General features: G+C 70.4%; 17 protein-coding genes. 7 read left to right on the top strand and 10 right to left on the bottom strand.

Going from position 1 to position 17,502, the window contains the following annotated elements; genetic code table 11:
• Positions 1-24: 24 nt before the first annotated feature.
• The 8 genes from LRG10_RS03930 to rph form a co-directional block, all read right to left on the bottom strand.
• The gene (locus tag LRG10_RS03930; RefSeq protein ID WP_201169604.1) at positions 25-567 is read right to left on the bottom strand and encodes a chorismate lyase; all 543 of its coding nucleotides are present in this window, start codon (positions 565-567) and stop codon (positions 25-27) included.
• A gap of 74 nt (positions 568-641) precedes the next feature.
• On the bottom strand, positions 642-2,717 hold the full coding sequence (recG, locus tag LRG10_RS03925) for an ATP-dependent DNA helicase RecG (protein ID WP_238634765.1): 2,076 nt from the start codon (positions 2,715-2,717) through the stop codon (positions 642-644).
• A gap of 9 nt (positions 2,718-2,726) precedes the next feature.
• Positions 2,727-3,119 carry a RidA family protein gene (locus tag LRG10_RS03920; protein ID WP_201169608.1) on the bottom strand — a complete coding sequence of 131 codons (393 nt, stop codon included), beginning with the start codon at positions 3,117-3,119 and terminating at the stop codon, positions 2,727-2,729.
• A 17-nt stretch (positions 3,120-3,136) separates the two neighbouring features.
• Positions 3,137-5,326, bottom strand: coding sequence for a bifunctional GTP diphosphokinase/guanosine-3',5'-bis pyrophosphate 3'-pyrophosphohydrolase (spoT, locus tag LRG10_RS03915; RefSeq protein WP_201169609.1), 2,190 nt, complete (start codon positions 5,324-5,326; stop codon positions 3,137-3,139).
• A 20-nt stretch (positions 5,327-5,346) separates the two neighbouring features.
• Positions 5,347-5,718 (bottom strand): DNA-directed RNA polymerase subunit omega, encoded by a 372-nt coding sequence (rpoZ, locus tag LRG10_RS03910; protein WP_201169610.1) that lies wholly within the window; start codon positions 5,716-5,718, stop codon positions 5,347-5,349.
• A 36-nt stretch (positions 5,719-5,754) separates the two neighbouring features.
• Positions 5,755-6,981, bottom strand: a complete 1,227-nt coding sequence (gene hemW / locus LRG10_RS03905; protein ID WP_238634764.1) for a radical SAM family heme chaperone HemW — start codon at positions 6,979-6,981, stop codon at positions 5,755-5,757.
• A 13-nt stretch (positions 6,982-6,994) separates the two neighbouring features.
• Complete coding sequence (gene rdgB, locus LRG10_RS03900; RefSeq protein ID WP_201169612.1) at positions 6,995-7,594, bottom strand: RdgB/HAM1 family non-canonical purine NTP pyrophosphatase; 600 nt, start codon at positions 7,592-7,594, stop codon at positions 6,995-6,997.
• Entirely contained in the window at positions 7,591-8,307 is a 717-nt protein-coding gene (rph, locus tag LRG10_RS03895; RefSeq protein WP_201169615.1) for a ribonuclease PH, read from the bottom strand. The genes rdgB and rph overlap by 4 nt, the downstream gene beginning before the upstream one ends.
• Positions 8,308-8,498: 191 nt before the next feature.
• Here rph and LRG10_RS03890 point away from each other — a divergent pair, with 191 nt between their 5' ends.
• The 3 genes from LRG10_RS03890 (at position 8,499) to gmk (ending at position 11,683) form a co-directional block, all read left to right on the top strand.
• Positions 8,499-10,097: a PAS domain-containing methyl-accepting chemotaxis protein gene (locus LRG10_RS03890; protein WP_238633331.1), complete on the top strand. Its 1,599-nt coding sequence runs from the start codon at positions 8,499-8,501 to the stop codon at positions 10,095-10,097.
• A 79-nt stretch (positions 10,098-10,176) separates the two neighbouring features.
• Entirely contained in the window at positions 10,177-11,058 is an 882-nt protein-coding gene (locus LRG10_RS03885; protein WP_201169619.1) for a YicC/YloC family endoribonuclease, read from the top strand.
• The gene (gmk, locus tag LRG10_RS03880; RefSeq protein WP_201169620.1) at positions 11,048-11,683 is read left to right on the top strand and encodes a guanylate kinase; all 636 of its coding nucleotides are present in this window, start codon (positions 11,048-11,050) and stop codon (positions 11,681-11,683) included. Before LRG10_RS03885 ends, gmk begins: the two co-directional genes overlap by 11 nt.
• A gap of 47 nt (positions 11,684-11,730) precedes the next feature.
• Here the strand turns inward: gmk and irrA are convergent, their stop codons facing one another.
• Positions 11,731-12,174 (bottom strand): iron response transcriptional regulator IrrA, encoded by a 444-nt coding sequence (gene irrA / locus LRG10_RS03875; RefSeq protein ID WP_201169622.1) that lies wholly within the window; start codon positions 12,172-12,174, stop codon positions 11,731-11,733.
• Positions 12,175-12,300: 126 nt separating this feature from the next.
• Between irrA and LRG10_RS03870 the strand changes: the two genes are divergently transcribed.
• The 4 genes from LRG10_RS03870 (at position 12,301) to LRG10_RS03855 (ending at position 16,400) form a co-directional block, all read left to right on the top strand.
• Positions 12,301-13,719 (top strand): phospholipase D-like domain-containing protein, encoded by a 1,419-nt coding sequence (locus LRG10_RS03870; RefSeq protein WP_201169624.1) that lies wholly within the window; start codon positions 12,301-12,303, stop codon positions 13,717-13,719.
• Positions 13,720-13,735: 16 nt separating this feature from the next.
• Positions 13,736-15,196 carry an FAD-binding oxidoreductase gene (locus LRG10_RS03865; RefSeq protein WP_238634763.1) on the top strand — a complete coding sequence of 487 codons (1,461 nt, stop codon included), beginning with the start codon at positions 13,736-13,738 and terminating at the stop codon, positions 15,194-15,196.
• Positions 15,193-16,056 carry a VacJ family lipoprotein gene (locus LRG10_RS03860; protein WP_201169627.1) on the top strand — a complete coding sequence of 288 codons (864 nt, stop codon included), beginning with the start codon at positions 15,193-15,195 and terminating at the stop codon, positions 16,054-16,056. Before LRG10_RS03865 ends, LRG10_RS03860 begins: the two co-directional genes overlap by 4 nt.
• A 107-nt stretch (positions 16,057-16,163) precedes the next feature.
• Positions 16,164-16,400, top strand: a complete 237-nt coding sequence (locus tag LRG10_RS03855; protein WP_201241890.1) for a hypothetical protein — start codon at positions 16,164-16,166, stop codon at positions 16,398-16,400.
• Here LRG10_RS03855 and LRG10_RS03850 read toward each other — a convergent pair.
• On the bottom strand, positions 16,397-17,500 hold the full coding sequence (locus LRG10_RS03850) for an RNA ligase (RefSeq protein ID WP_238634762.1): 1,104 nt from the start codon (positions 17,498-17,500) through the stop codon (positions 16,397-16,399). The two genes, LRG10_RS03855 and LRG10_RS03850, sit on opposite strands and share 4 nt — an antisense overlap.
• Between the last annotated feature and the right edge of the window lie 2 nt (positions 17,501-17,502).

Genomic DNA, 17,502 nt, shown 5'->3' with positions numbered 1-17,502 from the left:
CCCCCTGGGCCGGATGGCTCCCCGCTATGCACCTCGCCGCTCACCCTCAACACCCTCCGGGAAAAAGACCTCGGTTACCAACAGACGCCGGCCGGCAACGGACAGCGTCGAGCGTCGCGCCCAGCCCCCGGCCGGCGACGGCAGACCGTGAGCGCGCAGCCAGTCGGCCAGCGGCTCGCGTCCACGCAGCCGGGCCACCGCCAGCGGACCGCGCTGCACATCGGCCGCCGAGAAGAGCAGTCGGCCCAGGGGGCGCTCGCCCAAGCGCGGCAGCCTCGCCAGCGGCCCGAGCAAACGATCCGGCACGATACTTCGGGCGTAGATAGTCGGGCCACCCTCGCAATCGAGCACGACCTCGCGCAACCAGGCGTGTCGTCCCACCGGCAACCCGAGGGCGACGCCCTCATCCGGGGCCGGCCGCTGCCAGGCCTGGCGCAGAACGTGAACGTGAACCGGACCGAAGCGCTCGAGCTGCGCCGTCAGGGAGCCGCGCTCGGTGAGCAGCCGGTGCACTGCCGGTTTCGGCCGCCCCGGGACCGCGGCCACCCCCGGCCGCCAGGCTGCCACCCGGGGATGCCAGACAGCGCGTTCCCTCACCCCGTTTGCCACTGCGAATCCACCACCCGTCATTGCGGAGCCGATCACACCTGCCCGTAGCGCTCGGCTTCGCCGACCCAACGGCGGATGAGCTGCTCGGCGGTCCCGGGAGCCCGCTCCAGGAGCTCGGCCCCCACCTGCTGGACGGCCTCGAGCAGATCCGCGTCACGGCGCAGGTCGGCCACGCGCAGGCTCAGCGCACCGGTCTGCCGGGTACCCAGCAACTCTCCGGGGCCGCGGATGTCCAGATCCCGCCGGGCGATGGCGAATCCGTCATCGGTCTCCCGCAACACGGCGAGCCGCTGCCGGGCGCTCTCAGACAGCGGACCATGATACATGAGCACACAAGTCGACGCCGCGCGGCCGCGCCCGACCCGTCCACGCAACTGATGGAGCTGCGCCAGGCCAAGCCGCTCGGCGTTGTCGATGACCATCAGGCTGGCGTTGGGCACGTCGACCCCGACCTCGATCACCGTCGTGGCCACCAGCAGCGCCACCTCGCCCCGGGCGAACGCCCCCATGGTGCGTTCCTTCTCGGTCGGGGTCATGCGGCCGTGGACCAGCGCCACGCGGTGGGCATCGCCCACGGCCCGCTCGAGTTCGGCAGCGGTGTCCTCAGCGGCCTGCGCCTCCAGTTCGTCCGAGGCCTCGATGAGGGTGCAGACCCAATACGCCTGGCGCCCCGCGTCGAGGGCAGCGCGGATGCGCTCGATGACTTCTCCGCGACGCCGCTCGGCGACCACCACCGTCTGCACCGGCGTGCGTCCCGGCGGGCGCTCGTCCAGCGAAGAGACGTCGAGATCGGCGTAGGCGGTCATGGCCAGGGTCCGGGGGATCGGGGTGGCGGTCATGGTCAGCTGGTGGGGCTCGGCGCCACCGCCCTTGTCTTTAAGCGCCAGGCGCTGGTGCACACCGAAGCGGTGCTGCTCGTCCACCACGACCAACCCCAGACGGCGGAACTGCACCTCCTCCTGGAACAGCGCATGGGTCCCCACGGCGATGCCGGCACGGCCCTCGGCCAGGCGCTGGCGCGCCGCACGACGCTCGCTCGCCGACGCGCCGCCGGATAGCCAGGCCACTTCCACACCCAGCGGCTGGAACCAGCCCTGCAGACTGCGGCAGTGCTGCTCGGCGAGCAGCTCGGTGGGCGCCATCAGCGCCGCCTGGTAGCCACTGCCCACGGCCCGGGCGCAAGCCAGGGCGGCGACGACGGTCTTGCCCGAGCCGACATCCCCCTGCAGCAGGCGCAGCATCGGCACCGTATCCGCCATGTCCGCGGCCAGCTCGGCGTCCACCCGCTGCTGCGCGCCGGTCAGCGGGAAAGGCAGGCTCGCCTGCAGCTGCCCGGCCAGCGCCTCGCCCTGGTCCAGCGGCGGGGCGCCGGCCTCCGAGCGCAGCGCCTGGCGCCGGCGACGCAGGGTGAGGTGGTGGGCGAGCAGCTCCTCGCAGGCCACCCGGCGCACCGCCGGATGGGTGCCGGCGAGCAGCGCCTCGGTGTCGGTCTCCGGCGGCGGGCGGTGAATGGTGCGCAGGGCCTCGGCGAGGGTCGGCCACTGCCCGTCCACCCACGCGGCCTCGGGCAAGCACTCCGGGGCAGCCTCGGGGAGCAGCCCCAGAGCGGCGTCGACCAGCTTGCGCAGCTGCCCCTGATGCAGGCCGTCGGTGCTGGCATAGACCGGGGTGAGGGCGTCCTCACCGGGACCGTCGGCATCGCCGGGGGCCACCCGCTGGTGCTCCGGATGGGCCATCTGCAGGCCGCCGTAACCGGCCCGCACCTCACCGAAGCAGCGCAGGAGTACGCCGCGGGTCAGGCGCTCGGCCTGGCGCGGATGGAAATGGAAGAAAACCAGATCGAGCTGCCCGGTGCCGTCACTGAGCCGGCACAGCAGGCGCTTGCGCCGCCCCCGGGCCACCTCGGACCACTCCACCCGCCCCTCGATCAGCACCCGCTCGCCGGGCTGCAGGCCACCGATGGGGCGCAGGCGGGTGCGGTCCTCGTAGCGGATGGGGCGGTGCAGCAGCAGATCGCCCACCGTGTGCAGCCCCAGCCGTGCCAGGCGTTCGGCCAGGCGCGGGCCGACACCCGGCAGGCTGGTCAGCCGCCGCTGTGCCCCTTCCACGGCCGGGCTTCAGCCCTCCCGGGGCAGGTAGAGCACGGCGTCCATCTCCACCGCCGCCCCCTTGGGCAGGGCGGCCACGCCGAGGGCGGCCCGCGACGGGTAGGGCTCGGAGAGGTATTGGGTCATCACCTCGTTGACCAGGGCGAAGTGGCTCAGGTCGGTGAGGTAGATGGCGATGCGCACGGCGTCGGCCAGAGTGCCGCCGGCGGCCTCGGCGACGGCACCGAGGTTCTCGAAGACGCGGGCCACCTGGCTGTGCATGTCGGCGCCGACGAGCTCACCGGTCTGCGGATCCAGCGGGATCTGCCCGGAGATATAGACGAAATCCCCGGCCCGCACCGCCTGGCTGTAGGGGCCGATGGCGGCCGGCGCGGCCTCGGTGTGGATGGTTTCTCGGGACATGGGCGCTCTCTCTCTCCTTAACCGTCTTTCTTGCGCACGATGCGCTGCACCGGCGGCATGGCCCGCAGATGGCGCACCACGGCCGCCAGGTGGCGGCGGTCACGCACCAGGATCAGGAAGCGGACGGTGGCGATCATACCGTCGCGCTCCTCGATGGTGACGTTCTCGATGCTCGCCCCCTGCTCCGAGATGCCGTGGGCGAGCTGGGCCAGCGCGCCGCGCTCGTTGACCACGTCGATGCCGATCAGGGTGGGGAACTCGGCGTCGACATCAGCCTCCCAGTCCACATCCACCCAGCTCTCCGAACGTTTGCGCTGGCTGGCCACGTTCTTGCAGTCGCGGTGGTGGATGACCACGCCCCGGCCGGTGCTGACGAAGCCGACGATCGGGTCGCCGGGGATCGGCCGGCAGCAGCGCGCGAAGGAGACCACGGTGCCCTCGTTGCCGCGGATGGTCAGGGTGCCGTGGGGCTCGGGCTCATCGGGGCGCTCTTCGAGCTCGACCTCGCCCTGCTCCAGGCCGCTGAGCTGCTGCGCCACCAGCCACGGGACCCGGTTGCCCAGGCCGACATCGCGGAATAGGTCGTCGAGGCTGGCCAAGCCGGTGCCGGCCAGGGCCTCGTCGACACGCCCGGGATCGAGGGCGTCGAGGTCCACCGACAGCGCCGAGAGGGCGCGCTCGACCATGCGCCGGCCGAGTTCGATGGCCTCGTCATCGCGCAGCCGCTTGAGCGCGTGGCGGATGGCGGTGCGCGCTTTGGCGGTGACCACGAAATCGAGCCACACCGGATTGGGGCGCCCCACCGGGGCGGTGATGATCTCGACCATCTGCCCGCTCTGCAGCGGAGTGCGCAGCGGCGTAAGGCGGTGGTCGACCTTGGCGGCGATGCAGGAGTTGCCCACGTCGGAGTGGATCGCGTAGGCCAGGTCCACGGGCGTGGCGTTGCTCGGCAGTTCGAGGATGTCGCCCTTGGGGGTGAAGACGTAGATCTCGTCGGGGACCAGGTCGATCTTGACGCTCTCGATGAACTCCTCGGAGGTCCCGACGCTGCGCTGCATCTCGAGCAGGTCCTTGACCCACTGCCGGGCCCGCACCTGGGCCGTGTTGCCGCTCTCGCCAGCGTCCTTGTAGAACCAGTGCGCGGCGATGCCCGACTCGGCCACGGCGTGCATGTCGCGGGTGCGGATCTGCGCCTCGAGGCGGATGCGGTGCGGGCCGACCAGGGTGGTGTGCAGCGACTGGTAGCCGTTGGCCTTGGGGATAGCGATGTAGTCCTTGATCCGACCCGGCCGAGGTTTGTAGAGCCCGTGGAGGATGCCGAGCACGCGATAACACTCGTCGACGGTGTCGACGACCACCCGGAAGCCGTAGACGTCGAAGACGTCGCGGAAGTTGAGCTGCTTGTGGACCATCTTGCAGTAGATAGACCACAGGTGCTTCTCGCGGCCGGCCACGTCGGCGTGGATCCCGGCCTGCTCTAGGCGCGTACGCACTTGATCGCAAACGGTGTCGAGGATCACGCCGCGCCGCCCGCGCTGCCGGGCGAGCTTCTCCTTGAGCGCCCGGTAGCGCAGCGGGTAGTGGGCGGCAAAGCCCAGGTCCTCGAGCTCGGTGCGCAGGCTGTTGATACCCAGGCGCTGGGCGATGGGGGCGTAGATGTCGAGGGTCTCGCGGGCGATGCGGCGGCGCTTCTCCGGACGCATGATCCAGATCGTGCGCATGTTGTGGAGGCGGTCGGCAAGCTTGATCAGGATGACGCGGATGTCCTGGGCCATGGCCAGGATCATCTTGCGAAAGCTCTCCGCCTGCGCCTCCTCCTTGCTCTGGAAGTCGATGGCGCCTAGCTTGGAGACCCCGTCGACGAGCTCGGCCACCTGTTCGCCAAAGCGCTCGGCGATCCCCTCTTTAGCGGTGGGGGTGTCCTCGATGACGTCGTGGAGCAGTGCGGCCACGACCGCCTCGGCATCGAGGCGCATCTCGGCGAGGATGCGGGCGACGGCGATCGGGTGCGTGATGTAGGGCTCGCCGGAGCGGCGCCGCTGCCCCTCGTGGGCGGCGGCGCTGAACCGGTAGGCCTCGCGGACCTGTTCGATCTGGTGGGGCTCGAGGTAGCGCTCGAGCAGGGCACAGACTTCCTGGATGCGCCGCTCCGGGTCGGAAGCCGACGCCGATTCACCGGCGTTGATGACACTCGCGGCGCGCGCCATACATTTCCCGGACCGGTCTCTCAGGTGGTCGGATCGGAATCACCGGACCCCGTCCCGGCGTCCTCCGCCGACTCGTCGAAGGAGCGCTCTTGGCTGGCGCCCGGATCCGGCTGCACGGGGCCGCCGCCGACCTCGGCCTCGACGTCGGCGGCGCTGAAGCCACCCAGGCTCAGGCTCTCCGCCGCGTTATCCTCGGCGCCGGTCAGGATCTCGGAGGTGACGTGGCCGGCGGCGATCTCGCGCAGCGCCACCACTGTCGGCTTGTCGTTCTCCCAGTCGACCAACGGCTCGATGCCCTTGGCCAGCTGCCGGGCCCGCTTGGCGCCGGCGAGCACGAGCTCGAAGCGGTTGTCCACGTTGTCCAGGCAATCCTCTACGGTGACGCGAGCCATCGCGCTCCTCCAGACACAATTCAGCAGATTGACATGTTATTTTAGCGCGTTGCCGCCCTGCGAGGAAGGTCTCTCGCTGGCGCGGTGCGCATCCGGCGGGCCGGGCAGCAGTTCCAAAAGCAGGGTATCGAGCATCTCGTAGCCGGTTTCGCTGGCGCGGATCCGGCCCTCGCTCCACGTCAGCCAGCCGCGGCTGCATAGCGGCGCCAGCCAGGCGCGCAGTGCCGCGCGGGTGCAGCCACTGCGCGCCACGGCCAAACGCTCTGGGAGCCCCTGCCGCAGGCGTAGACCGTTGAGCAGGACCTCGAAGGCCTGTTCCGACGGCGTCAGCTCGATGCACTCGGCATCGGCCCGCTCGCTGCCGGCGGCGGCCATCCAGGCCCGCGGCGAGTGGCGCTGGCGCGTGCGCCGCACGCGGCCGTCAGGGTCGGTGAGCTTGCCGGCCGCCCCGGCCCCCAACCCTAGGTAGTCGCCGAACGTCCAGTAACCGAGGTTGTGGACACTACGCTGACCCGAACGGGCGAAGGCCGAGACCTCGTAGCGCTCCAGCCCCGCCTCCGCCAGCCGCCGGCGGCACGCCACCTCCATCGCCAGCAACGTGTCCTCCCCGGGCAGCCCCGGCGGTGGGCGGCGCCCGAAGGGCGTATCCGGCTCGATGGTCAGCTGGTAATGACTGAGGTGATCCACCCCCAGCTCGATGGCCGCGGCCACGTCGGCCTCGGCCCCGGCGACTTCCTGCCCGGGCAGGCCGTACATGAGATCGACGTTGACGCCGTTAAAACCGGCGCTGCGCGCCTCGGCCACTGCCTCGCGCGCGGCGGCGGCGTCGTGGATCCGCCCCAGACGGGCCAGCAGCGTGTCATCCAGGGTCTGCACCCCGAGCGACAGGCGGGTCACGCCGGCCTGGCGGAAGCCCCGCAGCCGGGCCGTCTCGTTGGCGCCGGGGTTTGCCTCCAGGGTGATCTCGGCCCCCGGCTCGAAGCCGAGGAGCGCATCGAGGTCGCCCAGCAGTTCGCTGATCACCGCCGGCGGGAAGAGGCTCGGCGTGCCCCCGCCGATGAACACACTGGCCACCCGGCGGCCGAGCGCCGCCGGCGCCTGGCGGCGCAGCTCCCGGCCCAGAGCGGCCCGATAGGCGCCGGCCGGGAGTTCACCGCGCAGGGCGTGGGCATTGAAATCGCAGTAGCCGCAGCGCTGCAGGCACCAGGGCAGGTGGATGTAGACCGCCAGCGGCGGCAGCCGCACCCCGGCGCCGGTGGTCATGGCCGTGACCAGTTCACCCGGCCACCTCCGCAGCGATGCCCTGGATCAGCCCGCGCAGCGCCTGGCCGCGGTGGCTACGGGCGTCCTTCTCGGGGGCATCCAGCTCGGCGGCGGTCCGGCCGAGCTCCGGATCCTCGAAGACCGGGTCGTAACCGAAACCGTGCTGACCGCGCGGGGTCTCGACGATCCGCCCCGTCCAGCTGCCGTGAGCGACCAGCGGCGCGGGGTCGGCGGCGTGGCGCAGATAGACCATGACGCAGTGGAAGGTACCACGCCGGCTGCCATCGCCGCGCTCACGCAGCTCGGCGAGCAGCCGCTCGATGTTGGCGGCGTCACCGGCATCGCTGCCGGCGTAGCGCGCCGAATAGATGCCGGGCTCGCCACCGAGGGACGGAACGGCGAGCCCGGAGTCGTCGGCGACCGCGGGCAGGCCGCTGCGCTCGGCGCAGTGGCGCGCCTTGATCAATGCATTCTCGACGAAGGTCAGCCCGGTCTCGGCCGGGGAGTCGATACCCAGGTGCCCCTGGCTGACCACCTCGGCGTCGTAGCCCTGGAGCATGCGGGTCATCTCGGCAATCTTGCCGGCATTGCCGGTGGCCAGCACGATCTTCATGTCGCCAGTGCCTCCTGCTGATGCTGCAACAGCTCGCCGACGCCCTTCTCGGCCAGGGTGAGCATGCGCTCGAGTTCGTCACGCCGGAAGGCGTGCCCCTCGGCGGTGCCCTGCAGCTCGATGAAAGCGCCGGCATCGTTCATCACCACGTTCATGTCCGTCTCGGCCTCACCGTCCTCGGCGTAGTCCAGATCGAGCACCGGCTCGCCGCGATAGACCCCCACCGAGACCGACGCCACCTGCCCGTGGAGCGGAGAAGCCGAAAGGGCGCGCTGGCGAACCAACCCGTCGAGGGCGTCGGTCAGGGCCACGAAGGCGCCCGTGATCGCCGCCGTCCGCGTGCCACCATCGGCCTGCAGCACGTCGCAGTCGACCACCACACTGCGTTCGCCCAGCCCCTGCAGATCAACAGCGGCCCGCAGCGAGCGGCCGATCAAGCGCTGGATCTCGACGGTCCGTCCCTGCTGCTTGCCCCGGGCGGCCTCACGATCCGAGCGGGTGTGGGTCGAGCGCGGCAGCATGCCGTACTCGGCGGTGACCCAGCCGCGCCCCTGCCCGCGCAGCCAGGGCGGCACACGCGCCTCGACGCTGGCCGTGCACAGCACACGTGTGTCCCCGAAACCGATGAGCACCGACCCCTCGGCGTGCTTGGTGAACTGTCGCTGGATGGAGATCGGGCGAAGCTCGTCGGCCCGTCGACCGCTTGGGCGCATAGTGCCTCCTGCTGATGGGGGGCAGCGTGGTCGCAGCCCCAGGTGGAGAGTATGGACGTGGTTGCCCGGGTAATGGATTATACGGGCTGGGGTTTCTACGGCGCTGCGCTCCCGGTGCCAGGGCGGCGCACCGCACCGGCGCAAGAGAGCCGGCGGAGGCGCGCGCCTGCACCTGTTCCCAAGGAGCGTCCATGCGCATCAACGAGCCCGTCACGCAGCGCAGGGTGGCCATCCCCCGAGGCGCCACCATCCTCTCGACCACCGACCCGAAGGGGCGGATCACCTACGTCAACGAGACATTCGAGCAGATCAGCGGCTACCGCCGCGATGAACTGATCGGCCAGCCGCACAACATGATCCGCCACCCGGACATGCCGCGCACGGCATTCTACGAGATGTGGGCGACGCTGCAATCCGGGCGCTCGTGGATGGGGCTGGTCAAGAACCGCTGCAAGAACGGGGATCACTACTGGGTCCACGCCTATGCGACCCCGGTGCTCGATGCCCGGGGGGAGATCGTCGAGATCCAGTCGGTGCGCACCGCCCCACCCTCCGAGGCGGCGGTGGAGCGGGCCACCGCCGTCTATGCGCAGGTTCGCGCCGCCGAACCGGACAAGGGCGAAGTCGCCCCGGTGCCGCGGCCGGCGCGTCGTTTCGGACTCCGCGAGCGGCTACTCGCCCTGCTCCTGCCGGCCCCCGCAGCCGCCGTGGCGGCCAGCGCGGCCGGCCTGGGCACCGCCGCCCTGGCCGCGGTCACGCTGACCGCTACGGCCCTGGCCGCCGGCGGCGCCGCCTACCTCTGGCGGCCATTGAACCAGGCGGTCGAGGCAGCCCGGCACCTGGTCGACGATCCGCTGGCCGAGCGACTCTACACCAATCGCCGGGATGAGGTTGGTCGCCTGCGGCTGGCCATGCTCCAGCTGCAGACCGAGATGACCGCCGTGCCCAGGCGCCTGGCCAGCGTGACCGATCACCTGCAGACGGTGCGCAACGAGGCCGGCGAGGCCATCGGCGAGGCACGCAGCCAGGCCCAGCGGCAGACGGCAGAGACCCAGCAGGTGGCCACGGCCATGGAGGAGATGTCGCAGAGCGTCCAAGAGGTGGCCCGTAACGCCTCCATGGGGGCGGAGACCAGCGAGCAGGCGCAGAGCCAGACCCACCACGGCATGCAGACGGTGCAGCAGAGCGCCGATGCGGTCCGCGAGCTGGTCGAGCGGGTGCGCGGCTCCTCGGAGATCACCCATCAACTGGCCCAGGAGACCGATCGCATCGGCACCGCCCTGGACCTAATCCAGCAGATCACCGAGCAGACCAACCTACTGGCGCTCAACGCCGCCATCGAGGCGGCGCGGGCCGGCGAGGTCGGCCGCGGCTTCTCGGTGGTCGCCGAGGAAGTGCGGGTCCTGGCCGACCGCACCTCGTCCTCGACCCAGGAGATCAAGGGCATCATCGACTCCCTGCAGGAGGGCACCGGGCGAGCCGTGGCCGCGATGAACGAGAGCAGCGAGCGCGCCGAGCACACCCTGGCCCTCTCCGACGAAGCCCGCGGAGCGCTGGAGGCGATCAATCAGGCGGTCTCTTCCATGCAGGAGATGAGCATGCAGATCGCCAGTGCCACCGAAGAGCAGAGCGCCACGGCCGAGGAGGTCAACCGCAACATCAGCAACATCGACCAGCTGGCGCAGCAGGTACAGCAGTGCACCGACCGCGCCGGCGAGCGGATGGAGATCCTCACCGGCGAGATCGACCACGCCGCGCGGCTCGTGCACCGTTTCGCGGATCAGCAGTAACACCGCGGCCGTGCCCTGGCATGGACACCACCGAAGCGATTAGCATTTGCGTCCTACCCGCCGGCCGGAGGTCGCACCGTTGATCCACAGCATGACCGCCTTCGAACGACGCGAGGCGCAGGGGGACTGGGGGGGGCGCTCCGGCCGCCTGACCTGGGAGCTGCGCTCGGTCAACCACCGGTATCTGGAGCTCCACCCGCGCCTGCCGGATGAGCTGCGCGCCATCGAGCCGCAGGTGCGTGAGCGTGCACGCCAGCGGCTCGGCCGCGGCAAGCTGGAGTGCACCCTGCGCTTCAGCCTCGAGGCCACCGGCCAGGGCGGGCTGGACGTGGACTGGCAGCGGGTGGACGAGCTATCACGGATCGCCGCGGAGATCGGCCGGCGTTTCGGGAACTCGGCCCAGCCGGCGTCCACCGCGGAGATCCTGCGCTTTCCGGGCGTGCTCGGCGAGCCGGCGGTGGACCTGGAGCCGGTGCGCGAGGCCGCTGTCGCCCTGCTTGACGACGCCCTGGAAGGGCTGCGCGACACCCGGCGACGCGAAGGGGAGCAGCTGGCCGAGCACATCCGCGCCCGCGCTGAGAGCGCTCGCGACATCGTCGCGGAACTGGCCGAGCAGCGCGGCACGATCAACCAGCGCATCCGCGAGCGGCTCACCGCGCGCCTGGACGAACTCCCGGCGCCCGCGGACCCGGGCCGCCTGGAGCAGGAGCTGGCCTACATCGCCCAGCGACAGGATATCGACGAGGAGCTGGAGCGCCTCGGCACGCACCTCCAGGAGGTTCTGCGCCTGCTGGAGGCCGCCGAGCCGGTGGGCCGGCGTCTCGACTTCCTGATGCAGGAGCTCAACCGCGAGGCCAACACCATCGCCTCGAAATCGGGCCATGTGGCCAGCAGCAGCGCCGCCCTGGACCTTAAGGTCCTGATCGAACAGATGCGTGAGCAGGTGCAGAATGTCGAGTAAGCCCACGCCCCCACGCGGCAACCTGTTCATCGTCTCGGCGCCTTCCGGCGCCGGGAAGACCAGCCTGGTCCGGGCCCTGCTCGAGCAGGTTCCCGGTCTGGAGCTATCAGTCTCCAGCACCACGCGCGCACCGCGCCCGGGCGAGCGCGACGGCGTGGACTACCACTTCTTCGACGAGGCGCAGTTCTTGGAGCGGGTCGAGGCGGGCCGGTTCCTAGAGTACGCGCGGGTCTTCGAAAACCTCTACGGCACGTCGCAGGACGCCGTCGAGGCGCGCCTGGACGCCGGCGCGGATGTGATTCTGGAGATCGACTGGCAGGGGGCGCAGCAAGTGCGCGCGGTGCTGCCCGAGGCAGTGTCGGTGTTCATCCTGCCGCCTTCCCGGACGGAGCTGCGCCGCCGGCTGAGCGAACGCGGCCAGGACAGTGCAGAAGTGATCGAGCGCCGCCTGGCCGAAGCGGTGGACGAGATCGCCCACTACGCCGAGTACGACTACCTGGTGATCAACGACACCTTCGGCCAGGCGCTGGGGGAGCTACGCACGCTGGTCGAGGCGCAGCGGCTGACCTGCCGACGCCAGCAGCGCCTCCAGGCCGAGCGCCTGGCGGAACTCTTGGCGCGCTGAGCCCGGCGGCACGGGCCCGGCAGGCCACAACGGCAACGGCGGCCGGGCTAACCGCGGTCCGTACGCAGGCGCACGACGATATCCACGCCAGAGATCTGCTTGCCCTCGGGGACCTGGACCTTACGCCGGACCTCCTGCTCATCCACCTGCAGGTGGACGTCCTCGATCTCGCCGCTGTCCTCGTCGTAGAGGTGATGGTGGGCCTCGGTCTTGGTGTCGAAGTACGACTTGCCAGAGTGAACGATGACCTCGCGCAGGAGGCCGGCGTCCTTGAACTGGTTCAGGGTGTTGTACACGGTGGCCAGCGAGACCTTGACACCCTGGGCCGTGGCCTCTTCGTAGAGGGATTCGGCGGTCACGTGGCGATCCTCGCCGGAGAACAGGAGACCGGCGAGGGCCAACCGCTGCTGGGTCGGGCGCAGCCCCACCGCACGCAGATAGCCGGCACCCTGCTCCTCGCTGAGGATCGAATTGTCTCGGGTTTGGGTCATTTCGGGTCCTTGTCCGCGGGCGGAAGTGCGGAAAAATACAGAATTAGTCTAATCCAAAGCAGACGGCCCACTCAACCGCGCAGCCCGTCTTCCCAACCGCGGCGAAAAGGTCGAGACTAGGCGCCCATGGACGCCGCAGCCTGGATACTCGCCGCCGCCAGCGTAATCGCCGCGGTCGTCGGCCCGGCGGCCGCCGTACACGCCCTGCTGACCAAACGCGAGCCCCAGGTGGCCGCGTCCTGGATGGCGGTGTGCATCATCTTCCCCGTCGGTGGAGCCCTCCTCTACTACGTCTTCGGCATCAACCGCGTCGAGACCCGAGCCCGCAAGCTGGTGGCTGAGGAGCGCATCCCGCCCAGCCCCGGGCCGTCCATGGAGACCCACAGCCCCTCGTTGGGCCCTGAGTACGCCGAGCAGATCCGCATCTCCGATGCCGTCACCGGGCGGCCGCTGGAGTACGGCAACCGGGTCCAGGCCCTGCGCAACGGTGAGCAGGCCTATCCGACCATGCTCGAGGCGATCGACGCGGCGCAGCGGACGATCTTCCTGAGCACCTACATCTTCGAGAGCAACACCAGCGGGCGGCAGTTCATCCGTGCCCTCACCGCTGCGCACCGCCGTGGGGTCGACGTGCGGGTGCTCATCGACGGTGTCGGCGAACTCTATTCCTGGCCCCGCGCCAGCCGGCTGCTCCGTCGCACCGGGGTGCCGGTGGCCCGCTTCCTGCCCCCGCGGCTGCTGCCGCCGCAACTGTCGATCAACCTGCGCAACCACCGCAAGATTCTGGTGGTCGACAGCCAGACCGGCTTTACCGGCGGCATGAACCTGGGCGACCGCCACCTGCTGCAGTCCGACCGCGAGCACCGCGTAGCGGACATCCACTTCTTAGTCGACGGCCCCGTGGTCAGCCAGATGGAGCAGGTCTTTCTGGAGGACTGGGCGTTCACCACCGGCGAGGAGCGAGGGACCACACACCGCGGCAGACCCCACGTGGACGGCGCCCTGAGCCGGATCATCACCGACGGACCCAACGAGGACCTGGACCGGCTAGTCATGACGCTGATCGGCGCCCTGTCGGCGGCCCGCGAGGAGATCTGGGTGGTCACGCCCTACTTCCTGCCCATGCGCTCACTGATGACCGCCCTGGAGGCGGCGGCACTGCGCGGCGTGGAGGTCAACGTCCTGCTGCCCGAGCAGAACAATCTGCCCTTCGTCCACTGGGCCACACGGCACATGCTCGGCGAGTTGATCCACTGGGGGGTGAACATCTACTACCAGCCACCGCCGTTCGCCCACACCAAGCTGTTCATCGTGGACCGGCGCTACGCCCAGGTCGGATCTTCGAACATGGATCCGCGCAGCCTGCGGCTGAACTTCGAGCTCAACGCCGAGTTCTACGACCGCACCATCGCCGGCGAGATGGCCGCCGACTGCCAACGCATCCGAGCCCGCTCGCGCCGCATCAGCGAGGAGGAGCTGCGCCAGCGCCCGCCCCTGGAGCGGGTCCGCGACGCCGCCTGCTGGCTCGCGTCCCCCTATCTCTAGCGGCATAATGCCGGTCATGGTCGAGACCGCAGAACACCCGCTGGCCGAGGCACTGCGCGCACGCCTGGGCCCCGATGCCGTCCTCAGCGAGCCCACGCGCACTGCCCCCTACATGGCCGAGCAGCGCGGCCAGTTTCCAGGCCGCGGGCGACTGGTGGTCCGCCCCTCCGACGCCGAGTCCGTGGCCGCCGCCGTCACCCTGTGCCGAACGCACGGCGCCGCGGTGGTGGCGCAGTCGGGCAACACCGGCACCGTCGGCGGCGGCTCTCCCCGGCACGAGACCGAGGTGGTGGTGAGCCTGGAGCGGCTGCAGCGCATCCGCAGCCTGGACGCCGACGACGGACTGTTGGTCGCCGAGGCCGGCTGCACCCTGGCCCACCTGCAGGAGGCCGCCGCCGACGCGCAGCGCTTCTTCCCGCTGAGCCTCGCCTCCGAGGCGCAGTGCCGGATCGGCGGCAACCTGGCGACCAACGCCGGCGGGCTGAACGTGCTGCGCTACGGCAACGCCCGCAACCTGGCCCTGGGCCTGGAGGTCGTGCTGGCCGACGGCCGCATCTGGAGCGATCTGCGCGGGCTGCGCAAGGATAACAGCGGCTACGACCTGCGCGATCTGTTCATCGGCTCCGAGGGGACGCTGGGCATCATCACCGCCGCGGCCCTGCGCCTGCTCCCGCCGCCGCGCAGCCGCCGCGTGGCGCTGCTCGCCCTGCCGCGGCTGGAGCCGGCCCTGCCCCTGGTGCGGGCCGCCCAGTCCGAGAGCGGCGAGGCGGTGGTCGGCGCCGAGTTGATGAGCGCCGAGGCCCTGGGGATGGGCCAGCTGCTCGACGATACCCCGGAGAACCCACTGCCCGGTTCCCCCTGGTACCTGCTGCTGGAACTCGCCACGGCCGACCCGCGGGCGGACCTGGACGAGGCGCTGGCAGCAGCTCTGGAACCGGCCGAGACCGCCGGCGACCTGGACGACGCCCTGCTCGCCCCCACCGAGGCCGCCGCCGCACGGCTGTGGCGGTTGCGCACGGCCATCCCTGATGGTCAGAAACGCGCCGGGGCGAGCATCAAGCACGACATCTCGGTGCGCCCCGGCACTCTCGCCGCGTTCGTTCCCGAGGCCCTGGCCGCCGTGACCGAGCTGGACCCCGGCGTCCGCCCCTGCATCTTCGGCCACGTGGGCGACGGCAACCTGCACTTCAACCTCAGCCAGCCGCCGGACGCCAAGCCCGAGGCTTTCCGCGCACGCGCCGAAGCCTTCCATCGGGCGGTGCACGATGTGGTCTGCCGCCATGGCGGCTCGGTCGCCGCCGAGCACGGCGTCGGCCAGGCGAAGCGCGACGAGGTCGCCCGCTGCGCCGACCCCCTGGGCCTGGAGTTGATGCAGCGGATCAAGGGCGCCCTGGATCCCGACAACCTGCTCAACCCGGGCAAGGGGGCCGCGGCGGCCCAAGCGCCGGCCCCACCGGATTGCGGAGACCCTTCATGAGACGAGGCTTGCTGCACGGGGCCCTGCTGCTGGCCCTGCTACCGCTGTTGGGCGCCTGCGCCAGCTCCGGGGATTCGGGCAATCCCAACGGAGAGGACGAGTGGGCCACCGAGGATGAGGCCTGGGATGACGACGATTGGGGCGCCTACGACGACTGGGATCAGGGCACCTGGGATCCGCTGGAGGGTTTCAATCGCCGGGTGCACGCCTTCAATGAGGTCGCCGACCGCTACGCCATCCGCCCGGTGGCCGTTGCCTACCGTGACACTGTGCCCAGCGGAGTGCGCCGCCCGATCAGCAATTTCCTCAACAACCTGCGCGAGCCGTTTCACGCCGGCAACCAGCTGCTGCAAGGCCGTGCCAGCGCCGGGACACGCAGCGTCACCCGCTTCGCCATCAATTCAACCATCGGCGTGCTGGGCCTATTCGACGTGGCTGGCGCCACCGGCCTGGAGCGGGAGCGCAGCGACCTTGGGCTGACCCTGGGCCATTGGGGCGCCCCCGAGGGCCCCTACCTGGTCCTGCCGCTGCTCGGCCCGAGCACGGCACGCGACAGCAGCGGCCTGGCGGCCCAGTATTTCAGTCGTGAATACCACAGCCCCACACACTGGGCGGACATCCCCTCTCCGGAGCGTTACACCGTGCCGATCATCGCCGGCATCGATACCCGGGTAGCCCTGCTCTCGCTGGACGAACTCATGGCCGAGACCGGCACCGACTCCTACATCTTCATGCGCGAGTCGTACCTGCAGAACCGTCGCGAGCGCCTCGGCGAAGACGACTGGGGTGACTGGGACGATGACGACTGGGAAAACGGCGACTGGGATGACGAGGACTGGGACGAAGAGGAGGACTGGTAGCGGACGCCGTGACCGCTCGCCACCGGTGTGACTCAAGTCAACAGACGCAGGCGCCGCTACACTGGTTAGGAAGTAACCAGCCCGGCCCCAGGCCGAAGGAGGGTGCCGTGTTCCATGTCCCCCCGATCCGGGATACGCAGCGCGATATCCGCCTCCGACAACTGGAGGGGATCGCTGAGATCCAGCCGGTGGCCCCGTACCCGCGTATCGAGCCGATCGGCCACTCCGGCGACGAGACCGGGCGGCCGGACGCGGTGGATGAGCGGCTGCGCCGCGGCCAGCGTGCCCGCGCGCGACGGTCCAGCAGCGGCGATAGCGACCATCAGGTGGACGAGTACGCCTAGTCGTAGACCTGCCCGCCGCTGAGGAAGTTGCCCAGCAGCCCGCTGATGCGCGGGAAAACCCGGTCGAAGCGCAGCTCCCAGTAGCCGTCGGCGGCCTGCTCCAGGCTGCGCACGGTGGCGTGGATCTGGCTCTGCGGCACCCGGCGCAAGTGCTCGGCGAAGCGCTCGGCGTTGGCGCGGTGGCGAAACCGGCTGCAGAAGTGGTGGGCCACCTTGTGGGTCTCACGGTGTTCGCGGGCGGCATCGAGCAGCGAGTCGACCAGCGCCCCGCCGAGTTCGGTGCGCAGGGTCTCACGGTCGAGTTCCGGGGACTCCTCAAGGATCAGAACCAGGCGCATCAACCGGTTGGTAAAGTACTCGGGGGGCAGGTCGAGCAGCGCATCCCCCATGGCGCTGAGATCCTGCACCACCGAGGCCGGGGTGACGTATTTGGCCCGTTTGCGCCGGTCGCCCTCCTCCTTGAGCACCACGCCCTCGACCCCGCGGGCATCGAGCCCCGCGATCACCTCGCGCAGCTCGCCGGCCTGATCGGCGGTGAAGCGGCCGTGATACGGCACCGCCGGCAACCCATGCGCGCGGAGCAGCTCGCGGCGCTCCTCGACCTCCATGAACTCGACGCGGTCCCAGCGCATCAGGTCGAAGACCAGCAGCGCCACGTCCTCGTCGATCTCCGGGGGGTGCCCCTCCAGGTAGGGGTTGCCCGGCCCGGCCACCTCGGCGCAGATGACCAGATCCGGCTCGGCGTCGAAGACGGCGGAGTCGATCAGATCGGGCAGACGGTCGGTGGTGAACGGGCAGACGAAGCCACCCCGGGAGAAGGCCAGCTCCTGGCCCCGGTAACGGATCAGGCGAACGTTGAAGCCATCGATCTTCTCCTCGGCGTGAAACGGGGCCCGGAAGTGCTGCGCCAGTCCCTGCTCGAGGTTCAGCACCCGACCGATGGAGGGGTAGCCGGGTACGGCACGATCGCCGAGGAACACGGTGCCCCGCGGCCAGCCGGAGAAGCCGTCGGTCAGGCGGATGTAGTCCAATCCGGCGTAGTGCTCATGCCGGGCCTTGTTGCGCGTCAGCGCCTGGTCGACCAGCGAAGCCTCGGGCATGG

This window comes from Halorhodospira sp. 9628 (genome assembly GCF_022228075.1).
In the GTDB taxonomy this organism is placed as follows: Bacteria; Pseudomonadota; Gammaproteobacteria; order Nitrococcales; family Halorhodospiraceae; genus Halorhodospira; species Halorhodospira halophila_A.
The sequence above is the reverse complement of the archived record's forward strand: the minus strand, read 5'-3'. Positions and strand labels throughout refer to the sequence as shown.